The organism is Sinomonas atrocyanea, from assembly GCF_030811715.1.
Lineage (GTDB): Bacteria > Actinomycetota > Actinomycetes > Actinomycetales > Micrococcaceae > Sinomonas > Sinomonas atrocyanea_A.
Genome location: NZ_JAUSRH010000009.1, coordinates 149,814 through 168,739 on the forward strand (window position 1 = coordinate 149,814; position 18,926 = coordinate 168,739).

Annotated in this window: 18 protein-coding genes; 8 read left to right on the forward strand and 10 right to left on the reverse strand. The window is 70.5% G+C overall.

Going from position 1 to position 18,926, the window contains the following annotated elements:
• Position 1 precedes the first annotated feature (1 nt).
• From J2W21_RS14390 to J2W21_RS14415, 6 genes are read right to left on the reverse strand one after another with little or no spacing between them, the layout of a single operon-like run.
• Positions 2–1,216, reverse strand: a complete 1,215-nt coding sequence (locus J2W21_RS14390; protein WP_307115214.1) for an acyl-CoA dehydrogenase family protein — start codon at positions 1,214–1,216, stop codon at positions 2–4.
• A 5-nt stretch (positions 1,217–1,221) separates the two neighbouring features.
• On the reverse strand, positions 1,222–2,889 hold the full coding sequence (locus tag J2W21_RS14395) for an AMP-binding protein (RefSeq protein WP_307115192.1): 1,668 nt from the start codon (positions 2,887–2,889) through the stop codon (positions 1,222–1,224).
• A 38-nt stretch (positions 2,890–2,927) separates the two neighbouring features.
• Positions 2,928–3,674, reverse strand: coding sequence for an SDR family NAD(P)-dependent oxidoreductase (locus tag J2W21_RS14400; RefSeq protein WP_307115193.1), 747 nt, complete (start codon positions 3,672–3,674; stop codon positions 2,928–2,930).
• A 28-nt stretch (positions 3,675–3,702) separates the two neighbouring features.
• Positions 3,703–4,848 carry an acyl-CoA dehydrogenase family protein gene (locus J2W21_RS14405; RefSeq protein ID WP_307115194.1) on the reverse strand — a complete coding sequence of 382 codons (1,146 nt, stop codon included), beginning with the start codon at positions 4,846–4,848 and terminating at the stop codon, positions 3,703–3,705.
• A 52-nt stretch (positions 4,849–4,900) separates the two neighbouring features.
• A complete protein-coding gene (locus J2W21_RS14410) occupies positions 4,901–5,743 on the reverse strand; it encodes an enoyl-CoA hydratase-related protein (RefSeq protein WP_307115195.1) in 843 nt (280 codons plus the stop codon).
• 12 nt (positions 5,744–5,755) lie between these two features.
• A complete protein-coding gene (locus J2W21_RS14415; protein ID WP_307115196.1) occupies positions 5,756–6,412 on the reverse strand; it encodes a TetR/AcrR family transcriptional regulator in 657 nt (218 codons plus the stop codon).
• A gap of 291 nt (positions 6,413–6,703) precedes the next feature.
• Here J2W21_RS14415 and J2W21_RS14420 point away from each other — a divergent pair, with 291 nt between their 5' ends.
• Entirely contained in the window at positions 6,704–8,155 is a 1,452-nt protein-coding gene (locus J2W21_RS14420) for an amino acid permease (RefSeq protein ID WP_307115197.1), read from the forward strand.
• A gap of 71 nt (positions 8,156–8,226) precedes the next feature.
• On the opposite strand, the gene J2W21_RS14425 is transcribed toward J2W21_RS14420, so the two are convergent.
• Both J2W21_RS14425 and J2W21_RS14430 read right to left on the reverse strand, forming a co-directional pair.
• Entirely contained in the window at positions 8,227–8,493 is a 267-nt protein-coding gene (locus J2W21_RS14425; protein WP_307115198.1) for a hypothetical protein, read from the reverse strand.
• Positions 8,494–8,665: 172 nt separating this feature from the next.
• Positions 8,666–9,586 carry a LysR family transcriptional regulator gene (locus J2W21_RS14430; protein WP_307115199.1) on the reverse strand — a complete coding sequence of 307 codons (921 nt, stop codon included), beginning with the start codon at positions 9,584–9,586 and terminating at the stop codon, positions 8,666–8,668.
• Between the two features lie 114 nt (positions 9,587–9,700).
• On the opposite strand from J2W21_RS14430, the gene J2W21_RS14435 reads away from it, so the two are divergent.
• From J2W21_RS14435 to tcuA, 3 genes are all read left to right on the forward strand, one after another.
• The gene (locus J2W21_RS14435; RefSeq protein ID WP_307115200.1) at positions 9,701–10,885 is read left to right on the forward strand and encodes a PrpF domain-containing protein; all 1,185 of its coding nucleotides are present in this window, start codon (positions 9,701–9,703) and stop codon (positions 10,883–10,885) included.
• Between the two features lie 101 nt (positions 10,886–10,986).
• Positions 10,987–12,384: an MFS transporter gene (locus J2W21_RS14440; protein ID WP_307115201.1), complete on the forward strand. Its 1,398-nt coding sequence runs from the start codon at positions 10,987–10,989 to the stop codon at positions 12,382–12,384.
• Positions 12,385–12,440: 56 nt separating this feature from the next.
• A complete protein-coding gene (tcuA, locus tag J2W21_RS14445) occupies positions 12,441–13,934 on the forward strand; it encodes an FAD-dependent tricarballylate dehydrogenase TcuA (RefSeq protein ID WP_307115202.1) in 1,494 nt (497 codons plus the stop codon).
• A gap of 125 nt (positions 13,935–14,059) precedes the next feature.
• On the opposite strand, the gene J2W21_RS14450 is transcribed toward tcuA, so the two are convergent.
• Positions 14,060–14,893, reverse strand: a complete 834-nt coding sequence (locus J2W21_RS14450) for a DUF3883 domain-containing protein (protein ID WP_307115203.1) — start codon at positions 14,891–14,893, stop codon at positions 14,060–14,062.
• A 265-nt stretch (positions 14,894–15,158) separates the two neighbouring features.
• Between J2W21_RS14450 and J2W21_RS14455 the strand changes: the two genes are divergently transcribed.
• The 4 genes from J2W21_RS14455 to J2W21_RS14470 all read left to right on the forward strand — a co-directional run bounded on the left by J2W21_RS14455 (position 15,159) and on the right by J2W21_RS14470 (position 17,943).
• Positions 15,159–15,800, forward strand: coding sequence for a biotin transporter BioY (locus J2W21_RS14455; RefSeq protein ID WP_307115204.1), 642 nt, complete (start codon positions 15,159–15,161; stop codon positions 15,798–15,800).
• A gap of 10 nt (positions 15,801–15,810) precedes the next feature.
• Entirely contained in the window at positions 15,811–16,140 is a 330-nt protein-coding gene (locus J2W21_RS14460; RefSeq protein ID WP_307115205.1) for a CHY zinc finger protein, read from the forward strand.
• Between the two features lie 193 nt (positions 16,141–16,333).
• The gene (locus J2W21_RS14465) at positions 16,334–16,714 is read left to right on the forward strand and encodes a hypothetical protein (protein ID WP_307115206.1); all 381 of its coding nucleotides are present in this window, start codon (positions 16,334–16,336) and stop codon (positions 16,712–16,714) included.
• 656 nt (positions 16,715–17,370) lie between these two features.
• Entirely contained in the window at positions 17,371–17,943 is a 573-nt protein-coding gene (locus J2W21_RS14470; RefSeq protein WP_307115207.1) for an excalibur calcium-binding domain-containing protein, read from the forward strand.
• Between the two features lie 63 nt (positions 17,944–18,006).
• On the opposite strand, the gene J2W21_RS14475 is transcribed toward J2W21_RS14470, so the two are convergent.
• A complete protein-coding gene (locus J2W21_RS14475; RefSeq protein WP_307115208.1) occupies positions 18,007–18,684 on the reverse strand; it encodes a hypothetical protein in 678 nt (225 codons plus the stop codon).
• Positions 18,685–18,926: the final 242 nt, after the last annotated feature.

Sequence of the window (18,926 nt, forward strand, 5' to 3'; positions counted from 1 at the left end):
CCTACCTCCCCGCTGCCTGGAAGGCGCCGAGGCCGGTGAGCGCGCGGCCGAGGATGAGCTGGTGGACCTCGTCGGTGCCCTCGTAGGTGCGCACCGACTCGAGGTTGTTGGCGTGCCGCAGCGGCGAGTAGTCGAGGGTGATGCCGTTGCCGCCGAGCATCTCGCGCGCCTCGCGGGCGATCTGGATGGCCTCGCGGCAGTTGTTGAGCTTGCCCACCGAGATCATGGTGGGGGAGAGGGTCCCGGCGTCCTTCGCGCGGCCGATCTGCAGCGCGAGCAGGTAGCCCTTGGTGATCTCGACTGCCATGTCCGCGAGCTTGGCCTGGGTCAGCTGGAAGGCGGCGAGCGGCTGGCCGAACTGGGTGCGCTCCGAGCTGTACCGCAGCACCTCCTCGAAGCTGTCCCGCGCGGCGCCCATGACGCCCCAGATGATCCCGTAGCGGGCCTCGTTCAGGCACGAGAAGGGGCCCTTGAGCCCGATCGCGCTGTCTGCGGGGAGGATCGCCTCCGCGGGGAGGCGCACGTCCTTGAGCGTGATGTCGCACTGCACGGACGCGCGCATCGACAGCTTGGGCTGGATCGCCGTGGCCGTGAACCCCGGGGTGCCGGTGGGGACCACGAACCCGCGCACGCCGCGGGCGTCGCCGTGCTCGCCCGTCTGCGCCCAGATGACGGCGACGTCGGCGATCGTGGCGAGCCCGATCCACCGCTTGGCACCGTTGAGCACCCAGTCCCCGCCGGGCTGCTGGACCGCCGTGGTGCGCATCGAGGCCGGGTCCGAGCCGGCCGTGGGCTCCGTGAGCCCGAAGCAGCCCACGGCGCGGCCCGCCGCCATCTCGGGCAGCCAGCGCTGCTTCTGCTCCTCGGAGCCGTGCTTGTGGATAGCCGACATCGCGAGCGAGCCCTGGACCGAGACGAACGTGCGCAGCCCCGAGTCGCCGGCCTCGAGCTCGGAGGCGGCGAGGCCGTACATCACCGCGGAGCGCCCCGCGCAGCCGTAGCCGGTCAGGTGCATGCCGAGGAGGCCGAGCCTGGCGAGCTCGGGGATGATCTCCCGGGGGAAGACCGCCTGCTCGTACCAGCCGGCGATGTTGGGGCGGATGTGCTCGTCGACGAGCGACCGCACCGCGAGGGCGACGTCCTTCTCCTCGGTGCTGAGCTGGCCGTCGAGGCCGGTGAGGTCGGCGGGGCCGAACACGGAACTGAGGGTGGTCATGGTGGTCACGCCGTGGCCTCCTGGCTGAACTCTTCCGACAGCTCCTGCCGGATCTTGTACTTCTGGATCTTGCCGCTCGGGGTCCGGGGCAGCTCGGGGACGACCTTGAGGATCTCGGGCCAGTACGGCTTGGCGAGCCCCTTGGCCTCGAGGAAGGCCCTGAGGTCCTCGAGCGTGAACGGATCGGAGTCGTTGAGCTGGACCACGGCGCCGCCGATCTCCTGGAGGCGCGGGTGCGGGACAGCGACGAGGGCCACGGCTGCGACGCGCGGGTGCTCGTAGAGGACGTTCTCCACGTAGGCAACGGGGACGTTCTCGCCGCCGCGCATGATGATGTCCTTCGTGCGGCCGGCGAGCCGGACGTACGAGTCTTCGTCCTTGGTGCCCAGGTCGCCGGTGTCGAACCACTCGCCGTCGAACTCGCCGAGCGTGGTGTCGAGCTGCTCGAGGTAGCCGCGGAAGAGGAAGGAGCCGCGGACCTGGATGCGGCCCTCGGAGCCCGTGGGCACGGGCTCGCCGGCGTAGTCGACGATGCGCAGCTCCATGCCGGGGAGCACGCGCCCGTCGGAGTCGAGGACCTTCTCGACCGGGTCCTCTGGGCTGCCCATGGTGACGAGGCAGCACTCGGTCTGGCCCCATCCGCCGAAGACGTTCAGGCCCGGCAGCTTCTCCTTGGCGGCGTGGACCACGGCGCGGGGAATCGGCGCTCCCATGCAGCAGAACCGGGCGAGGCTCGAGACGTCGTGGTCGGCGAGGTTGGGCGCGGTGAGGATGTCCTGGAGGAACGGCGTGGCGCCGGAGGTGTGCTGGATGCCGTGCTCCTCGACGAGCTCGACGAACTCCGCGGGCTGCCAGACCTCCTGGAAGACCCCCGTGGCGCCGAGCATGATCGGGAGCGCGACGCCAAACAGGTAGCCCGTGAGGTGGCCGAACGTCGAGGCCATGTGGATCACCGAGGTGCTGTCCATCCCGAGCCGGTCCGGCCAGGGCAGGGCGCCGGAGAGCACGGTGTTGTGGCTGTGCATGGCGCCCTTGGGCCGGCCCGTGGTCCCGGAGGTGAACATGACCAGCGCCAGGTCGTCCGGGTCGGGCCGGCGGCTGGCGGCCTCCGCGGCGGTGAGGCCGCGGGCCCTGCCGCGCCCGGCCAGGTCGGCCCAGGAGAGGAAGCCGTCCGCGGCCGGCGCCGCGGGGCCCGTTCCGAGGACGACGGCGTGGCGCAGCTGGGGCAGCGAGCCGCGCAGCCGGGCGATCATCGCCACGTAGTCGAAATTCCGGAACGTGTCCGGGATGAAGACGACCTTGGATCGGGCCTTGCTCGCCATGTACTCGATCTCGCGGTCCCGGTAGATGGGGATGAGGGCGTTGGTCACCGCACCGACCCGCTCTGCGGCGAGGTGGGCGACGATCCACTCGTGCCGGTTGGGCAGCTGGATCGAGACCGTGTCCCCGGCCTCGACGCCCAAGGAGATCAGGCCCGCCGCGATGGCCTCGACCTCGGCCGCCATCTCCTGGTACGTGGTGGGGCCGGCGGCGTCGATCGCGGCGATCTTGTCCGGGTCTGCCGCGACGGCGTCGTCGAAGTAGTCGAGGAGGAGACGGTTCTTCCAGTACCCCTTGGCGCGGAAGTCCGCCGCGCCCTGTGGCAGCGCGAGCATCTCGAAGGGCGAGCTCATGGTGGTGTCCGTTCGGCTAGTGGAGGCGGGGATGCGGCTCAGGCCATCGTGAGTCCACCGGAGACCGAGAGGGTCTGGCCGGTGATGTACGCTGCCTCGTCCGACGCGAGGAAGGCGACGGCGTTGGCGAGGTCCTCGGGCTGGGCCAGGCGGCGCAGCGGGATGGCCTTCTCGAGTGCTGAGCGCAGCTTGGGATTGTCGGCGCTGATCCCGGCGAAGAGGGGGGTGTCCGCGGGGCCCGGGGACACGCAGTTCACGGTGAACCCCTGGCGGGCGGTCTCGCGGGCGAGCGTCTTGCTGAAGGAGATGATGCCGCCCTTCGCCGCGGAGTAGACGGCTTCTCCCGAGGACCCGACCCGGCCGGCGTCGGAGGCGATGTTCACGATCGCGGCGCGGTCCTGGTCCGCGACCGCGCGCAGGAATGCCTGGCTGCAGTGCAGGGTGCCGTACAGGTTGATGGCGACGACGCGGTCCCAGTCCGCGACGTCGCTGTCCACGAACGGGCCGACCTTGTCCCAGCCGGCGTTGTTGACCAGCACGTCGATCCGGCCGAACTCCGCGTGGACGGCGCGGACCATCTCGTCCACCGACTCGCGGGAGGTGACGTCGGTCCGCACACCGATGGACTGGTTCCCGAGGGCGGCGGCGGTCTCCTTCGCCGCAGGCTCGTTGAGGTCGCTCACCACCACGGTCGCGCCCTCGGCGGCGAGTTTGGTGGAGATGCCTTTGCCGATGCCGGAGGCTCCGCCGGTGACGATGGCGATCTTGTTCTCGAGCTTTCCCATGGTTCTCCTTTGAAGAGGGGCGGGCAGGTCAGGGCGCGTAGGCGCGGCCCGCGATGTTCCTGGCGATGATCATCTTCATGATCTGGGCGGTTCCGTCGCCGATCTGCAGGCCCAGGACGTCCCGGAGGCGCTGCTCGATCGGCTTGTCTGTCCGGTAGCCGAACTGGCCGTGGAGGAGGAGGCACGCGTTGATGACGTCGTAGGCGGTCTTCGGTGCCCACCACTTGCACATGGCCGCCTGGGCGGTGTGGGGCAGCCCGTTGTCCTTGAGCCAGAGCGTCTGGTGGCACAGGAGCCGGGCCGCGGCCAGGAGGGTCTCGTTCTCGGCGAGCGGGAAGGCGACCCCCTGGAAGGTGCTCAGTGGACGGTCGAAGGCGGCCCGGCCCTTGACGTACTCCCAGGTCTCCTCGAGGGTGACGGCGGCGGTGCCGATGCACTGCAGCCCGATGAGCGCCCGGGAGAAGTCGAAGCCCTGCATGACCTGGGTGAAGCCGTGGCCCTCGGCGCCGAGCAGGTGCTCGTCGGGGATCCACGCCTCCGTGTAGTGCGCGTACCCCCGGGTCACGGCCTTCGTGCCCATGTCGTCGACGGCCTCGAGCTCCACGCCGTCGGCGTCGAGGTCGGTGACGAAGGCGCTGATGCCCCGGCCGCGGCCCTGCTCGGGGTTCGTCTTCGCGAAGACCACCGCGGCGTCCGCCTGGAGGGCGAAGGACATCGACTTCGTCCCGTTGAGCACCCAGCCGCCCCGTTCCCGCCGGGCGGTGAGGGAGGGGCTGCCGGCATCGGAGCCCGCGTTGGGCTCGGAGAGCCCGATCGCCACGATCCCCTCGCCGCTCGTGATCCGCGGGACCCAGTGCGCCGCGACCTGGGGCGCCGCATTGGCTGCGAGGATCTGGCCCACGAGGGAGCCGACCACCTGGACGTAGGCGACGTTGAAGTCGCCGCGGGCGATCTCCTCCGTGATGAGGCCCGAGGTGAGGCGCTGCTCGCCGCGTCCGCCCAGCTCTTCCGGCAGCTCGGGGGCGATGAGGCCCCGGGCGCCCATCTCGCGGCGCACCTCCGGCTCGATGCGGCGCTCGGTCTCGCGCTGCCGGTAGCCGGGGGCGATCTGCCCGGCGACCTCGCGGGCTTCCTTGATGTACTGCTGCTGGGATTCGGTGACCGTGAAGTCCATGGATCGCTGCTCTTCTCTCGACGCTGAGGTGGGGCGGAAGCGGTGGGGCCTGCTAGTGGTACTGGACCTTGCTGGCGAAGTCGGGCGTGCGCTTCTCGGCGAAGGCGGCGGCGCCCTCGGCGCCCTCCGGCGAGGCGACGAACAGGTCGAGGGCGGACATCGCGAGGTTGCTCAGCCCGGCCTGATGGTCGGTGTCGGCGTTGAAGGACTGCTTGAGGAAGCGGAGCGCCGTGGGGCTCTTCGCGGCGATCTCGTCGGCCCAGGCCATCGCCTCGTCCATGAGCCGTTCCGGCTCGACCACCGTGTTGGCGAGGCCCCAGCGTTCGGCGGTGGCGGCGTCGTACTGGCGGCACAGGTACCAGATCTCGCGGGCCCGCTTCTCCCCGACGACGCGGGCGAGGTATGCCGAGCCGAACCCGGCGTCGAACGATCCGACGCGCGGGCCAGCCTGTCCGAACCGGGCCGTCGAGGAGGCGATCGTCAGGTCGCACAGGACGTGCAGCACGTGGCCGCCTCCCACCGCGACGCCGTTGACGGCGGCGATGACGGGCTTCGGGATGTCGCGGATGAGCTTGTGGAGGTTCCCGATCTCGAACATCCCGGACTCCGTGGGCCCATAGTCCCCCGTCTCGGCGCGCTGCTTGACGTCGCCGCCCGTGCAGAACGCCTTCTCACCGGTGCCGGTGAGGATCACGGCCTGGACGCCGTGGTCGGCCCACGCGAGGCGGAAGGCCTTGATGAGCTCCTCGACCGTCTTGCCGCGGAACGCGTTGTAGCGCTCGGGCCGGTTGATGGTGATGATCGCGGCGGCATTGCGGCGTTCGTAGAGGATGTCCTCGAAGGCGGGAACCGCGGGGGCGGTCGTGCTGCTGGGGGCAGTGGTCTGGCCGGTCATGGAGGTGTCCTTTCAGGCGAGGGAACCGAGGAGGTCGGAGTAGGCGGCCCGGTGCTCTGGCCGGACCACGGAGGAGAGGGCGAGGGCCGTGTGCTGGGCCACGTACTGCTCGTGCGTCATGAAGCGGCTGAAGTACCAGTGCTTGAGCGCCCAGAGGTGGGCGGTCGTCAGGAGGCCATAGGCCAGGACCCTCGGGTCGACGTCGCCGAGGAGCCCCGCGTCGATGGCTTCGCGGGCGGCGGCGATGAGCGGTTCGGCGCTCTCGACCTCCAGGGCCTTGATCCTCTCGCGGCCCTCGGGCTCGAGCGTCTTGGACTCCTGGTAGGCGAGAACGGCCGCATCCCGCAGCTCCTGCACCACGGAGCAGTAGCCGGCGAACGCCGCGGCGAGCCGGCGGACCGGGTCGGCCTCCTCCTGGACGGGCTCGGCGACGCGCAGGCTGAACTCGTTCAGCACATCTTCGATGACAGCCTGCACGAGCTCCTGCTTGTTGCCGAAGTAGCGGTAGATGAGCCCGACGCTCACGCCGGCCTCGTCCGCGACGTTCTGCATCGACACCGAGTGGGATCCGGCGCGGCCCAGGAGCCGGGCTGCCGCGTTGAGCAGCTGCCTCCTCCGGGTGTCGACGAGGGCGGTGCGGGCCGCCACCGCGGCATCGCTGGTCTGCACAGGAGTCCTCCGTGTGAATGGTCATTCAGAGTGAATGAAGATTCATTCACCCAGTATGGTGATGCGCGCCACATGCGTCAAGGAGTCCCGGATCGCTCTCGGTGGGACCCATCAGTAAACCCGACCAATATTGTTCGGCAACAGTTGCTTTACCTGATGGGATGGACTTCCGGATACTGTTCGGGGCCGATGTGGCCGGCGTCACGTTCGATGGGGAAGTCGCCGTCCGCGAAGGCCGCACAGTCCAGAGGGCCCGAACCGCGGGCCCGAAGTACGGAGTGGGAGTTGTCGATGAGTGGGCAGAATCCTCGATCAGTGTGGCGCCGCAAGCCGCTGGAGGAGATGGAAGACGAGACCGGCAAGAGCGGGCTGTTCAGGAGCCTGGGGCTCTGGCAGCTCACGGCCATCGGCGTGGGCGGGATCATCGGCGTCGGCATCTTCTCCCTCGCCGGGCTCGTGGCGCACGGCGACGCCGACAACCCGGGGGTGGGCCCGGCCGTCCTGATCTCGTTCCTCGTCGCGGGCCTGGCCTCGGCCGCGGCGGCGCTCTCCTACGCCGAGTTCGCCGGCATGATTCCGCGCGCCGGGTCGGCGTACACGTACGGGTACGTGGCGCTGGGGGAGATCACCGGCTGGTTCATCGGCTGGGACCTCCTGCTCGAGTACATCGCGATCGTGGCGGTGGTGGCCATCGGCATCTCCGGCTACCTCGACGCGTTCCTGGGAGGCTTCGGCGTGCACCTGCCGGCGTGGATGGCCTCCACCGTGGACGAGGGCAAGGGCGGCCTCATCAACCTGCCGGCCATCCTCATCTGCCTGGTCGTGACCCTGATCCTCAGCCGCGGCACCAAGGCGTTCGGCCGGTTCGAGCTCGCGGTCGTGGCGATCAAGGTGGTCCTGATCCTGTTCATCGTGGGCCTGGGCATCTTCTACATCAACACCAACAACTACACCCCGTTCATGCCCAGCGGCTTCGGCCCGGTGATGAGCGGCGCCGCCACGGTCTTCTTCGCGGTCTTCGGCTACGACGCGATGAGCACCGCCGCCGAGGAGGCCACCGAGGGCAAGAAGCACATGCCCAAGGCGATCGTCCTGTCCCTCATCATCGCGATGCTCCTCTACGTCGCCGCGACCCTCGTGCTGACCGGCATGCAGAACTACAAGGACATCGACCCCAAGGCCGGCTTCGCCTCCGCCTTCGCCGGGGTGGGCCTGCCGGTGATCGCGAGCATCATCTCCGTCTTCGCGGTGCTCTCCATCCTCACCGTCATGCTGACCTTCCTCCTCGGCGTGACCCGCGTGTGGTTCTCCATGAGCCGCGACGGCCTCCTGCCCAAGTGGTTCTCCAAGGTGGACCGCGGCGGCACCCCGCAGCGCGTCACCTGGATCGCCGGCGCCGGCTCGGCGTTCCTGGCCGGCGTGTTCCCGATCCGCGCCGTGGCGGACCTGACCAACATCGGCATCCTCGCCGCCTTCGTGGTGGTCTGTGTCTCCGTGATCGTCTTCCGCCGCACCAAGCCCAACGCCCCGCGCACCTTCCGCCTGCCGTGGATGCCCGTGGTCCCGGCCTTCGGCGTCCTCGCCTCGCTGTTCCTGATCTGCCAGCTGCACTGGGAGACCTGGCTGCGCTTCGTGGTCTGGCTCGCGATCGGGCTGGTCATCTACTTCACCTACGGGCGCAAGCACTCGCTCATGAACCCGGACAGCCCGCGGCACCAGCCGGAGGCGAGCCTGCGCGGCTGACGCGTCCCAACCCGAGGCGGGCGGACGACGGCGGGTGCGCCCCCGCCGTCGTCCGCCCGCCTTTCGCGCTGCTACTTGCGCAGCTTGCGCGGCTCCATCATCCCGGCGGCGAGGATGGCCGCCGCGAGCTGCGGCGCGTCCTCCCTGCGGAAGTGGATGGCCCGGCTCGTCTCGCACATGCAGGCGTGGTCGGGGTCGATCTGCAGGACCGGGTAATCGCCGACGGTCGGCCACACGACGAGCTTGTCGCCCATGCCCTCGGCATCGACGTAGGAGAGGACCGGCCTCACCGGGTTCTTGGCAGGCTTGGACTTCGAGGTGGACTTGGACTTGGCCATGGGGACTTCCTTTCACTGGCGGCTGCTGCCGCTACGCGGAACGCGCTCCGCGTAGGCCCCATCGATTGCGCAGGGGCCTCCCCAGAGGTGAAGGGCACGTCGGTGTCATACGAGGATGGTGGCACGCGCCTCTGACATTTCTCGGCGCAGACACTCAACGACCGCGCCAGCCTCAGCCCTGCGCGGCCTTCCACGCCCGCCCCGCGTCGACGAGGATCTGGCCCATCGCGGCCCCGGCGGGCGAGAGCCGCTCGCCGCGCCGGCGGGCGAGCACGATCCGGCGGGTCGGCGGCCGGGGCGAGACGGCGGTGATCACCGCGATGTCCTCGCGCAGGCTGTAGAGGGAGAGCTGCGGGACGAGCGCGATGCCCATGCCCACGGCGACCATGGCCTGCGCCTCCTGGTAGCTGCGCGCCTCGAAGGAGACGAGCGGGGCGAAGCCGGCGGCCTCGCACGCCTCCTGCAGGACGGCCAGGACGTTGGGGGAGGTGCGGATGATCCAGGGCTCGTGCCGGAGGTCCTCCATCTTCACCGTGCGCCGCTGGGCGAGCTCGCGCCCGGCGGGCACGAGGAGCACGTTGGGCTCGCGGAAGATCAGCTCGGTGCTCGTGCCCGCGGTGTCCGAGGTGTCCTGCTCCTCCCGCATCCACGTGATGGCGAGGTCGATCTCGCGGGCCTCGAGCAGGTGCCCGATCCCGGAGCGCTGGGCGCTGTGGATTCGCAGGTCCACGCGGGGGTGGCGCTCGCGGAAGGCGGCGATCGCCGCGGGCAGGAAGGACTCCGTGACCGTCGGGATCGTGCCCAGGCGCAGGGTCCCGGTGCGCAGGCCGGCGAGCTCCTCGAGCTCCTCGTGTGCGGCCTGGACCGCGCGCTCGATCTGCTCCGCGTGCCGCACCACGGCTCGCCCGGACTCGGTGAGCGTCACGCCGCGGGGCCGGCGCTCCACGAGCGGCTGGCCCGCCTCGTCCTCGAGCTGGCCGATCTGCTGGGAGACCGCGGAGACCGTGTAGTTGAGCCGGGCCGCGGCGGCCGTGAGTGACCCGGCCCGCGCGACCTCGACCAGGACCAGCATCCGCCGGATGTCCATCGCCATGACAGGAGCCTACAGCAGCGCTTAAAGAGCTTTCAGGAACTTTAGCTGGTGCGGATCCTTCCGCGGTCCCACGATGAAGAGAGGAACAGCCCGAGAGCCTGAAGGAGTACACCGGTGGAGGAACTGAACGGGACCGTCGAGGTCGCGGCGGCGTGGGTGCGCGGCGGGACCAGCAAGTGCTGGATCTTCGCCGCCGAGGCCGTCGACGCCGCGCCGCTGGCCCTGGAGACGCTGCTGGAGAACGCGCTCGGCGCAGGGGACGCGCGGCAGATCGACGGCGTGGGCGGCGCGACGTCGACCACGTCCAAGATCGCGGTCGTCGGCTGCTCCGAGCACGCCGGGGCGGACGTGGACTACCTCTTCGGCCAGGTCGGCATCGCGGACCGTGTGGTGGAGTGGGGCAGCAACTGCGGCAACTGCGCCACCGCCGTCGGCCTGTACGCGGTCCAGGAGGGCCTCGTCCCGCTCGGCGCCGAGCAGACCACCGTCCGGCTCCGCAACGTCAACACCGGCGCCATCCTGAGCACCTCCGTCCCGACCCCCGGCGGCCGCGCCCCCGAGCGGGGCGAGGCGCACGTGCCCGGCGTCGCCTCCGCCGGCGTCCCCGTGGACCTCACCTTCGAGGGCCCGTTCGCCCGGGACCGCGCGTTCCCCACCGGCCGGGCCCGCGAGGCCGTTCAGGCGGGCGGCCTCACCGCCGAGGCGACCATCGTCAGCGCCGGCGCGCCCGCCCTCCTCCTCGACGCCGCGGGCCTCGGCCTCACCGGCGCAGAGGGCCTCGAGGACCTCGCCGCCCGCGTGCCGATGCTCACCCCGTTCCGCGCCGAGGGCGCCGTGCTCCACGGCATCATCGCCCGCGGGGAGCCGGCGCCGAACGCGGTGCCGAAGACCGGCGTCGTGGGCCCGGCCCGCGACTACACCGCCTCGGACGGCACGGCCGTGGCGGCGGGGGAGTACGACGTCTCCGTGCGCATGCTCTCCATGCACGCCCCGCACCCCGCGATCGGCCTCACCTCCGCCGTCGCGGTGGCCGTCGCCGCCGCGACCCCCGGGACGGTGGTCGGCCGGTACCTGCCGGCGGGCAGCCGCACGCTGCGGATCGGCACGGCGTCCGGCGTCGTCGAGGCCTCGTGGACCACCGCGCCGGACGGGACGGTCGAGGCCGTCTCGCTCCACCGCGCCGCCCGCCGCCTCGCCACGGCCGTGCTGCACGTGCCGACAGCAGCAGGCCAGCCGGAAGCCCCGGCGGAAGGAGCCCGGCACCGCCCCGCCGCGGCGCCCCTGGCCGTCCCGGCCTGACCAGCCTTCGCGACCGGCACTGCCCGGCCAGCACCACCACTGGCGCGGCCCATCCCGGGCTGCTTCCATCGAACTGAACGCTTCTATCAAGGAGGATAGAGTTGCTCACCGCATCTTCGGCGGCCGCCCGCGTGGACCGCCTGCCCATCACCCGAGCGCACAGGATCGCGCTCGTCACCCTGGCCTTCGTGTTCCTCTTCGAGTTCGGGGACCTGAACACGTTCGCCTACGTGGCCCCGGCCCTCGTCAAGCACCTCGCGTTCTCCGTCCAGGACGTCGCCACCGTCACCTCGGCGGCCTTCCTCGGCATGGCTATCGGGGCGATCTTCGGCGGCCGCGTCTCGGACCTGATCGGCCGCAAGCGCGCCCTCCTCTTCTCGACGCTGCTGTTCTCGGTCTTCTCCCTGGTCAACGCCGCCGGGATCAACGTGCCCACGTTCTTCCTCTTCCGCTTCCTCACCGGCGTGGGCCTCTCCGCCATGGTCGTCGCCGCGACCACCTACATCTCCGAGGTGATGCCCGGGGCGCGCCGCGGCCGCATGCAGGCCGCCGTCATGGCCGTGGGTCTCGCCGGCATCCCGGCCATGTCCTTCTCCGCCCGCGCCATCGTCCCCCTCGGCCACGACACGTGGCGCTGGGTCTTCGTCCTCGGCAGCCTGGCCCTCTTCGCCGTCCCCGCGCTCCTCGTCCTCCCCGAGAGCCCGCGCTGGCTCGTGCACCGCAACCGGCTCGACGCCGCCGAGGCCTCCCTCGCCCGGCTCGAGGCCGGCGCCGGGCAGCTCCCGCCGCTCGCCGCCGTCCCGGAGCGGACGACGCCGGCCGGTCCCGCGGGTGCCACCGGCTACCGCGCGCTGTTCACCGGGAAGACGGGCCGCACCACGCTCTTCCTCGCCGTCGTGTGGATCTTCCAGACCCTGGGCTTCTACGGGTTCGTGGCCTGGGTGCCCACGCTGCTGGCCCAGCACGGCTTCAGCGTGGCCGAGTCGCTCGGGTTCTCCGCGCTGACCACCATCGGCGCCGTGCCCGGGGCCCTGCTCGCGTGGCCCGTGACGGACCGGTTCGGGCGGAAGGCGCCGATCGTCGTCGTCAGCCTCGCCACCGCGGCGAGCGGCCTCGCCTACGGGCTGACGTTCAACCCCGTGGCCATCGTGGTGTTCGGCTTCTGCGTGAACCTGCTCATCCAGACCTTCGCGACCCTGCTCTACACCTACAGTCCCGAGCTGTTCCCCACCGGGCTGCGCAACGCCGGCCACGGCCTCGTGTACGGCACCGGGCGCCTGGCGAACATCTTCGGGCCGATGATCGTCGCCGCGATCTTCTCCTCCTTCGGCTACCAGGCGGTGTTCGTCTACATCGCCGCGTGCTGGCTCATCGTCGCGGTGGCCGTGGCCGTCTTCGGCCCGCGCACCGGCCGCCGGCCGCTCGAGGAGGTCTCCGAGGAGGGCGTGGGGCGCAGCCACCCCGCGGCCGCCGTCCGCACGGAGTCCTCTGCCGCCTAGGTGCCGTCCCCGCTGCCCACCTGACCCACCCACACCGGAAAGAACGGAACATCTCTGTGACTGAGTCGAACCTGCCCCGCACCCAGGCCAAGGCCGCGGACGTGATCGTGGTCGGAGGCGGCAACGCCGCCTTCACCGCGGCCCACGCCGCGGCCGTGCGGGGCCGCACGGTCCTCCTGCTTGAGAAGGCGCCCCGGGAGCTCTTCGGCGGCAACAGCTACTACACCGCCGGCGCCACCCGGATCGCCCACGCGGGCCTGCCCGACCTGGTGGACTTCATCGAGCCGGACGGGCGGCACGCCGTCACCGAGGTGCCCCCGTACAGCGCGGCCGACTACATCGCGGACATGGAGAAGGTCACCGACGGCCGCAACGACCCGGCCCTGACCGAGGTCCTCGCCGCCGAGGCCGCGCCCGGGCTGCGCTGGCTGCACTCCCTCGGGCTGAAGTACCGGCTCATGTACGAGCGGCAGGCCTACGAGCGGCCCGACGGCAGCTACCTGTTCTGGGGCGGGCTGCACGTGGGCAACGTGGGCGGCGGCGAGGGCCTCATGCAGGACCACCTCGCGGTCGCGCAGCGGCTCGGCACCGAGGTCCGGTTCGGGCAGGACGTGGTGGGGCTCGTGAGCGAGGGCGGGGCCGTGGTGGGCGTGACCGTCCGCCGGGCCGACGGCACCGAGGAGGAGCTGCGCGCCGACTCGGTGGTCCTGGCCGCGGGCGGCTTCGAGGCCAGCCGGGAGCTGCGCGCCGAGCACCTCGGCCCCGGCTGGGAGAACGCGAAGGTGCGCGGCACCCCGTTCAACACCGGCCAGATGCTCACCGCCGCCCTCGCCCTCGGCGCGGGCCGGGCGGGGGACTGGGGCACGTGCCACTCCACCCAGTGGGACGCGTTCACGCCCGACAACGAGTCCAACCGCGAGCTGACCAACCGGCTCACGCGCCAGAGCTACCCGCTGGGGATCATCGTCAACGCCCGGGGCGAGCGGTTCGTGGACGAGGGGGAGGACTTCCGCAACTACACCTACGCGAAGCTCGGCCGGGCGGTGCTCGAGCAGCCCGGATCGGTCGCGTACCAGATCTTCGACGCCACCCTGCGGCCCATGCTGCGCGCCGAGGAGTACGACATGCCCGGCGTCTCCGTCGAGACCGCCCCCACCCTCGAGGCGCTCGCGGAGAAGATCGGCGTGGACCCGGAGGTGCTGGCCAAGACGGTCAACGACTACAACACCTCGATCGACCTCGCCGTCCCGTTCGACCCCAACGTCAAGGACGGCCGCCTGGCCCGGACCACCCCGGCCAAGAGCAACTGGGCCACGCCGCTGACCGCGGGCCCGTTCTACGCCTACCCGGTCACGTGCGGCATCACGTTCACGTTCGGCGGGCTGAAGTCGGACACCCACGGCCGGGTCCTGGACACGGCCGGCAAGCCGATCGAGGGCCTGTACGTGTGCGGGGAGATGCTCGGCGGGCTGTTCGCGGGCAACTACCCGGGCGGGTCCGGCCTCGCGGCCGGGGTCGTGTTCGGGCGGCGGGCTGGCTCGCTCGCCTGACGGCTCGCGTCACGCTGTGGGGAGCGGACGACGGCGGACGCGCACCCGCCGTCGTCCGCTGGCGTTTGCTGGTGACGCATCTCGGCCCCCGGTGGCCCCATCTGATGCCGGTGGACCAGGATCTGTCAGGCAGGGGTGCCAGGCAAGGTCCAGTCGAAGTCTCGGGGGCGCAGTTCCTGGTCATGCGGGTCGAAATCGATGATGTCGAATCTGCCCGCTTCTAGGTCCACCTTCCCATCCACCATGCGCATTCCCGACCACACGCCGATCCTGCACCGCCCTGGATGCTGGCGGGCGTGATCAACTTCGTTGCGCGTGACGATCACCGAAGTGCCTCTGCTCTGCGTGCCTTTCGCCTCGAGGAAGATCTTCTCCGTTCCCCTCATAGCGACGGCATCATAGGGACGGTTCTGCCGAGTGTCGGTGACGGTCCACCCTTCGTCACGGTAGTAGTTCATCAGGCGGTCTTGGGCGGCATCCTCGATCTCTCTGCGGACTGCTGCGTCCATTTGGAGTCCTTGGCCTCGCGTGCCGGGTTCATCCAGGGCCTCCGAGAAGCCGGAGGTTGCTGGGTCTGCCGGCTCGGGGATCTCGGGGTCGGGCTCGTAGGTGAACCCCCTGGCCGGTTCGACAGGGCTCCCGATCAAGGCTTCATGGATGGGGTGTCCGGGCGGTAGCGGGTGGCCGAGAAGGGCCTTCTTTCGCTGTCCTTTTGCGTTGGCCGGGAGGACCTCATAGTTGGGGCGGTGCAGTTCTGCGACCAAGATGATGCGGCCTTGGTAGCTCAAGGTCGCCCAGCTTTCGGCTGAGACGCGCTCCTCGTTCACATTCCAGTCGCCGCGATTGTTCTCCCAGAGCTCTTGCGGTGTTGCGTCAGGATCGTAGCCATACCAGTCACGCCCGAGCGGGTCATCGCTGTCGGCAGTCTGCCGTTCGATGATCCTGATGTTGAAGACCATGCCTCGAGTATCGCGGACTGGCTCCATCCTCCGGTGCAGGGTGCCTGCCCGGTTGACCTGTAACAGGGAGCGCCGGCGAGGGCCACACCGGCATCGTCCACTGATGACGCGCCGCACGGTGGGGCCCTCGGCGCCATGTGCCATTTCACGTTGTAGCCCTCATCCCATAGACCGCCGCCGCCCGTGGTGGGTTCCCTACAAAACGGTCGCTTGCGGCGCTGCATAGCCTTCTTCCAGCAGCCTTCCCGGACCTTCTGGAGGAACCATGAGCAACCCCGCCACGCCCGCTCCCGCGCCCCACCGCTCGGCCGAGGCCTGCCCCCGCAGGACCCGCCGGATGTGGGACTCGCAGTCGCTGGCCCTCGTCTCCGTGTTCGCCGCGCTCATCGCGGCCTCGGCCATCGTCCCGGGCATCCCGGTGGGCGGCTTCGGGGTGCCGATCACGCTGCAGACGTTCGCGATCATGCTCACCGGTCTCGTCCTCGGCGGGGCCCGCGGCGCCGCCGCGGTGGGGCTCTACCTCGTCGTCGCGTTCGCGGGGCTGCCGATCTTCTCGGGCGGCCGGGCTGGGCTGCAGGTCATGGCCGGCGGCTCCGCCGGGTACATCGTGGGGTTCGTCCTCGCCGCCTTCCTCGTGGGTGTCGCCGCCGAGCAGATCATCCGGCGCGTCTCGGCCAAGCGCCGGGCGCTGTGGTTCTTCCTCGCCGCGGCCGTGGTCACCGTGGTCGCCTCGCACCTGCCCGGCGTGCTCGGCATGATGCTCAACCTCAAGCTCTCCTGGCAGGCGGCCTTCGCCGCCGACCTCGTCTTCTACCCGGGCGACCTCCTCAAGGACGCTGTCGCCGCCGTCGCCGCGGTGGCCGTGCACCGGGCGTTCCCGGACGTGCTCGTCCGCCGCGTGAAGTGAGGCGAGTGAAGTGAGCGGGGGAGCGCACGCCGTGCGGGTCTTCGGCGCGACCGTGGACGACGAGACCCGCTGCGTCCACTACCGCACCGAGGTGGACGTGGTCGCCATGAAGTTTGCCTGCTGCGGGCGGTACTACCCCTGCCACCTCTGCCACGCCGAGGACGCGGACCACGAGGGCCGGACGTGGCCGCCGGACCAGTGGGCGGAGCCGGCGGTGCTGTGCGGGGTGTGCAAGAGGGAGATCGCCATCGAGGACTACCTGGCGACGACCTCGTGCCCGAGCTGCGGCGCCCTGTTCAACGAACGCTGCGCCGCGCACCGGCACTTCTACTTTGGCTGACGCGACGCGGACGACGGCGGGTGCGCGCCCGCCGTCGTCCGCGCGCGCCACTTCTGTCGGTGCGGCGTGCTCTGATGAGCCCATGACGACAAGTTCAAGCTGTGTCCCCGGTGCTGCTGTCGCAGGTGGCCAACCGCCCTTCGTCCGGGAGTCACCCGGATGATCGGCGGTCCTACCGTGAAAGGACACCAGCATGAACAGCGTGTGGCACATCTCGGCGGACATCCGCCTCCTCCCCGTTCCTGGCGATCCCTCGCCGAGCCCGGTGGAGAGGGTCATGGCCGTCATGGGGCCGCTGACGGAGGCTGGGGCTGAGACGTTCAGCTTCTCGCCTGACTCCGAGATGCCCGAGATCGGTGTCGGCTTCAGCCTGGATGCCGAGGCCTTTGAGGACGCGTGGAGCTTCGCTCCCTGGGTGGTCGAGCTCCTCGGCGACCTCGCCGGTCCGGCGGAGGTCATTGGCCTGCGCGTCTGTGACGATGCACGGTGGCGCAGCGAGACCGATGGCACCGCCGGGAAGCTTGGCCTGCTGAACCGCATCTGGCCGCCGACGAGGTGGTTCAGGGGCGCGTAGACGGAGCGTGCCTGGATCGTCTTCGTGACCGCGTGATGAATGGTGGTTCCCCGCTGAAGGGCGGGGAACCACCACTCATCTCAGCCTCGATGTCGTCGAGACGACCGGCGAATGCGATCGTCGGCCAAGTCTTCATTGTCAGTGTCAACTGCGCCGGGCCCACCGGCAAAGGCCGCAGCACGTGGCCGATCCTGAAGGCACCGTCCTAGGGGAAGTTCCGGGGTAGCCCCCGCGCTTATGGCCGTAGATCTGGACCTAGCCGCCGTCGCCCGCGTCTTCCGAACCCAGGGCACTGCTGGGGTCAACCGCATATGATCCCAGTTCCGGCCCGGCGAGCAGCCCATCGCGCTTCATCCGTGATAAAGCCGAGCCTCTCCTTGAGTAGGCCTCTCCCGAGGCGTCTGTGGCGTGGCAATTTTACATGTCAAAGACGAATATGATCTCCTGTCTCCGGATGCATTCCCACAAGCCCCCAGTGGCCTTCTGAAGTGAATGCGGAAAGTTCGATCGCAGGGGGCAGTATGAAAAACGTTCTGGTAGCAGTCGCGCTGAGCGCCTTGGCTTTGACGGGATGCTCGGCACACCCGACCGCTTCGGTCGCGAACGCGGCATCCCCGACTCCTAGCGCGACTGCAACGGCGACATGTCCCTCTCCGATGCCGACCACCACGGTCACGGTCAAGGCGACGCCCGCACCGACCGACTCCTCTGTCGCGCCTTCGACGCCTTCGGCTCAGGCCGAGGATCCATTGGGTTGCCCGACCTCAACCGCAACAGTGCTGGCAGCGCTATATGCGGACGGCGACACCTGCACCAATGTGGGGGAGCGCTACACACTGGCGGGCGCCGACTTGGCCTGCACCAAGGACCGCGACGGTTCGATCGTGTGGATGACCAAGTCCAAGGCCGACAAGCTCGCTGCCGATCTCGCCGCGGAGAAGGCCGCGGCTGATGCCAAGGCTGCCGCCGATGCGAAGGCCGCTGCGGACGCCAAGGCTGCCGCCGATGCCAAAGCCGCTGCTGATGCCAAAGCCGCTGCTGATGCGCAGGCCGCAGCTGACGCGCAGACGGCCGCCCAGCAGGCAGCTCAGCAGCAGCAGGCATCGTCGGTGTACTACGCGAACTGCACCGCCGCCCGCGCCGCTGGCGCGGCCCCGCTGTACGCGGGCCAGCCCGGCTACCGGATCGGCCTCGACCGTGACCGCGACGGGGTCGCCTGCGAGCGCTAGACCTCGCGGGGCCTCAGGACCGCCGATCACAACGCCGACGCCGATGAGCGCCCCACGGGGCGGTCAGCCGGCGCGCTTCCAGGCCCGCTCGGCATTGCGCTTGAGAATCGCGAGCATCCGGGACTGCATGACCCACACGACCGAGGGGAAGATCCATAGCGAGAGCAGCCAGGCGACCGCTCGCGGTCTGAAGGTCTCGTAGCCGCCGATCACGAGGCGCGTCCTGCCGCCGGGCAGCTCCTTGAGTTGGAAGCCCCAGAGGCCTTCTGTGTAGGCAGAGGGGCGAGGCTGCGCGGGGTCGAGGGGCCTTCCCACGAGGTCGCTGAGCCCGTGGAGCCCGAGGAAGCGGTTCGGCTCGAGGGCGGCGACGGTCCAGGCGTCAACGGCTCCGTAGCGCTTGGTCCAGTACTTCACGGTGTCGCCGAGCTTGAGGTCCTGCCATTCAGGATGGATCCGGCTGGCGCTCGGCCGGCCGCCGTTGTCGAGGCGGTCCCACGAGTACCAGCCGCCGCGGTCCCCACCGAGCTGGACGAGCCAGGGCCAGACAGCCTCAGGCGGCGCATCGATCGTCACGGCCATCGTCGCGCCGCGTTCACCGTCGGGGACGATGTCCGCGCCGGGGTAGGGGCCCGCGACCTCGTCGCGCGTCGCGCCCCAGTGCCGGAACACGGGGCGGAGGGCTGCGATGCCGGCGATCGCCCCCCCAGTGGACGCGCCGAAGGCGGCGAGCACCTTCTTCATGCATCCAGCGTCCCGAGCGCCTCGCCGGTCCCGCAAGGGGACAACGTCACCGCAGTGCGCGGCGACCGTCGCCTCGAGGTGCAGCTGCCTCCAACGTGCGTGCCGCGCTTCGGTTGCTGTGCCTGGCGCGGGGGCGGCCGGGGGGGGGGGCCCCCCCCCCCCCCCCCCCCCCCCGCGGGGGGGGGGGGGGGGGGGGGGGGGGGGCGCAGGCGCCCACCCCCCCCCACCGGGCCGGGCCCCCA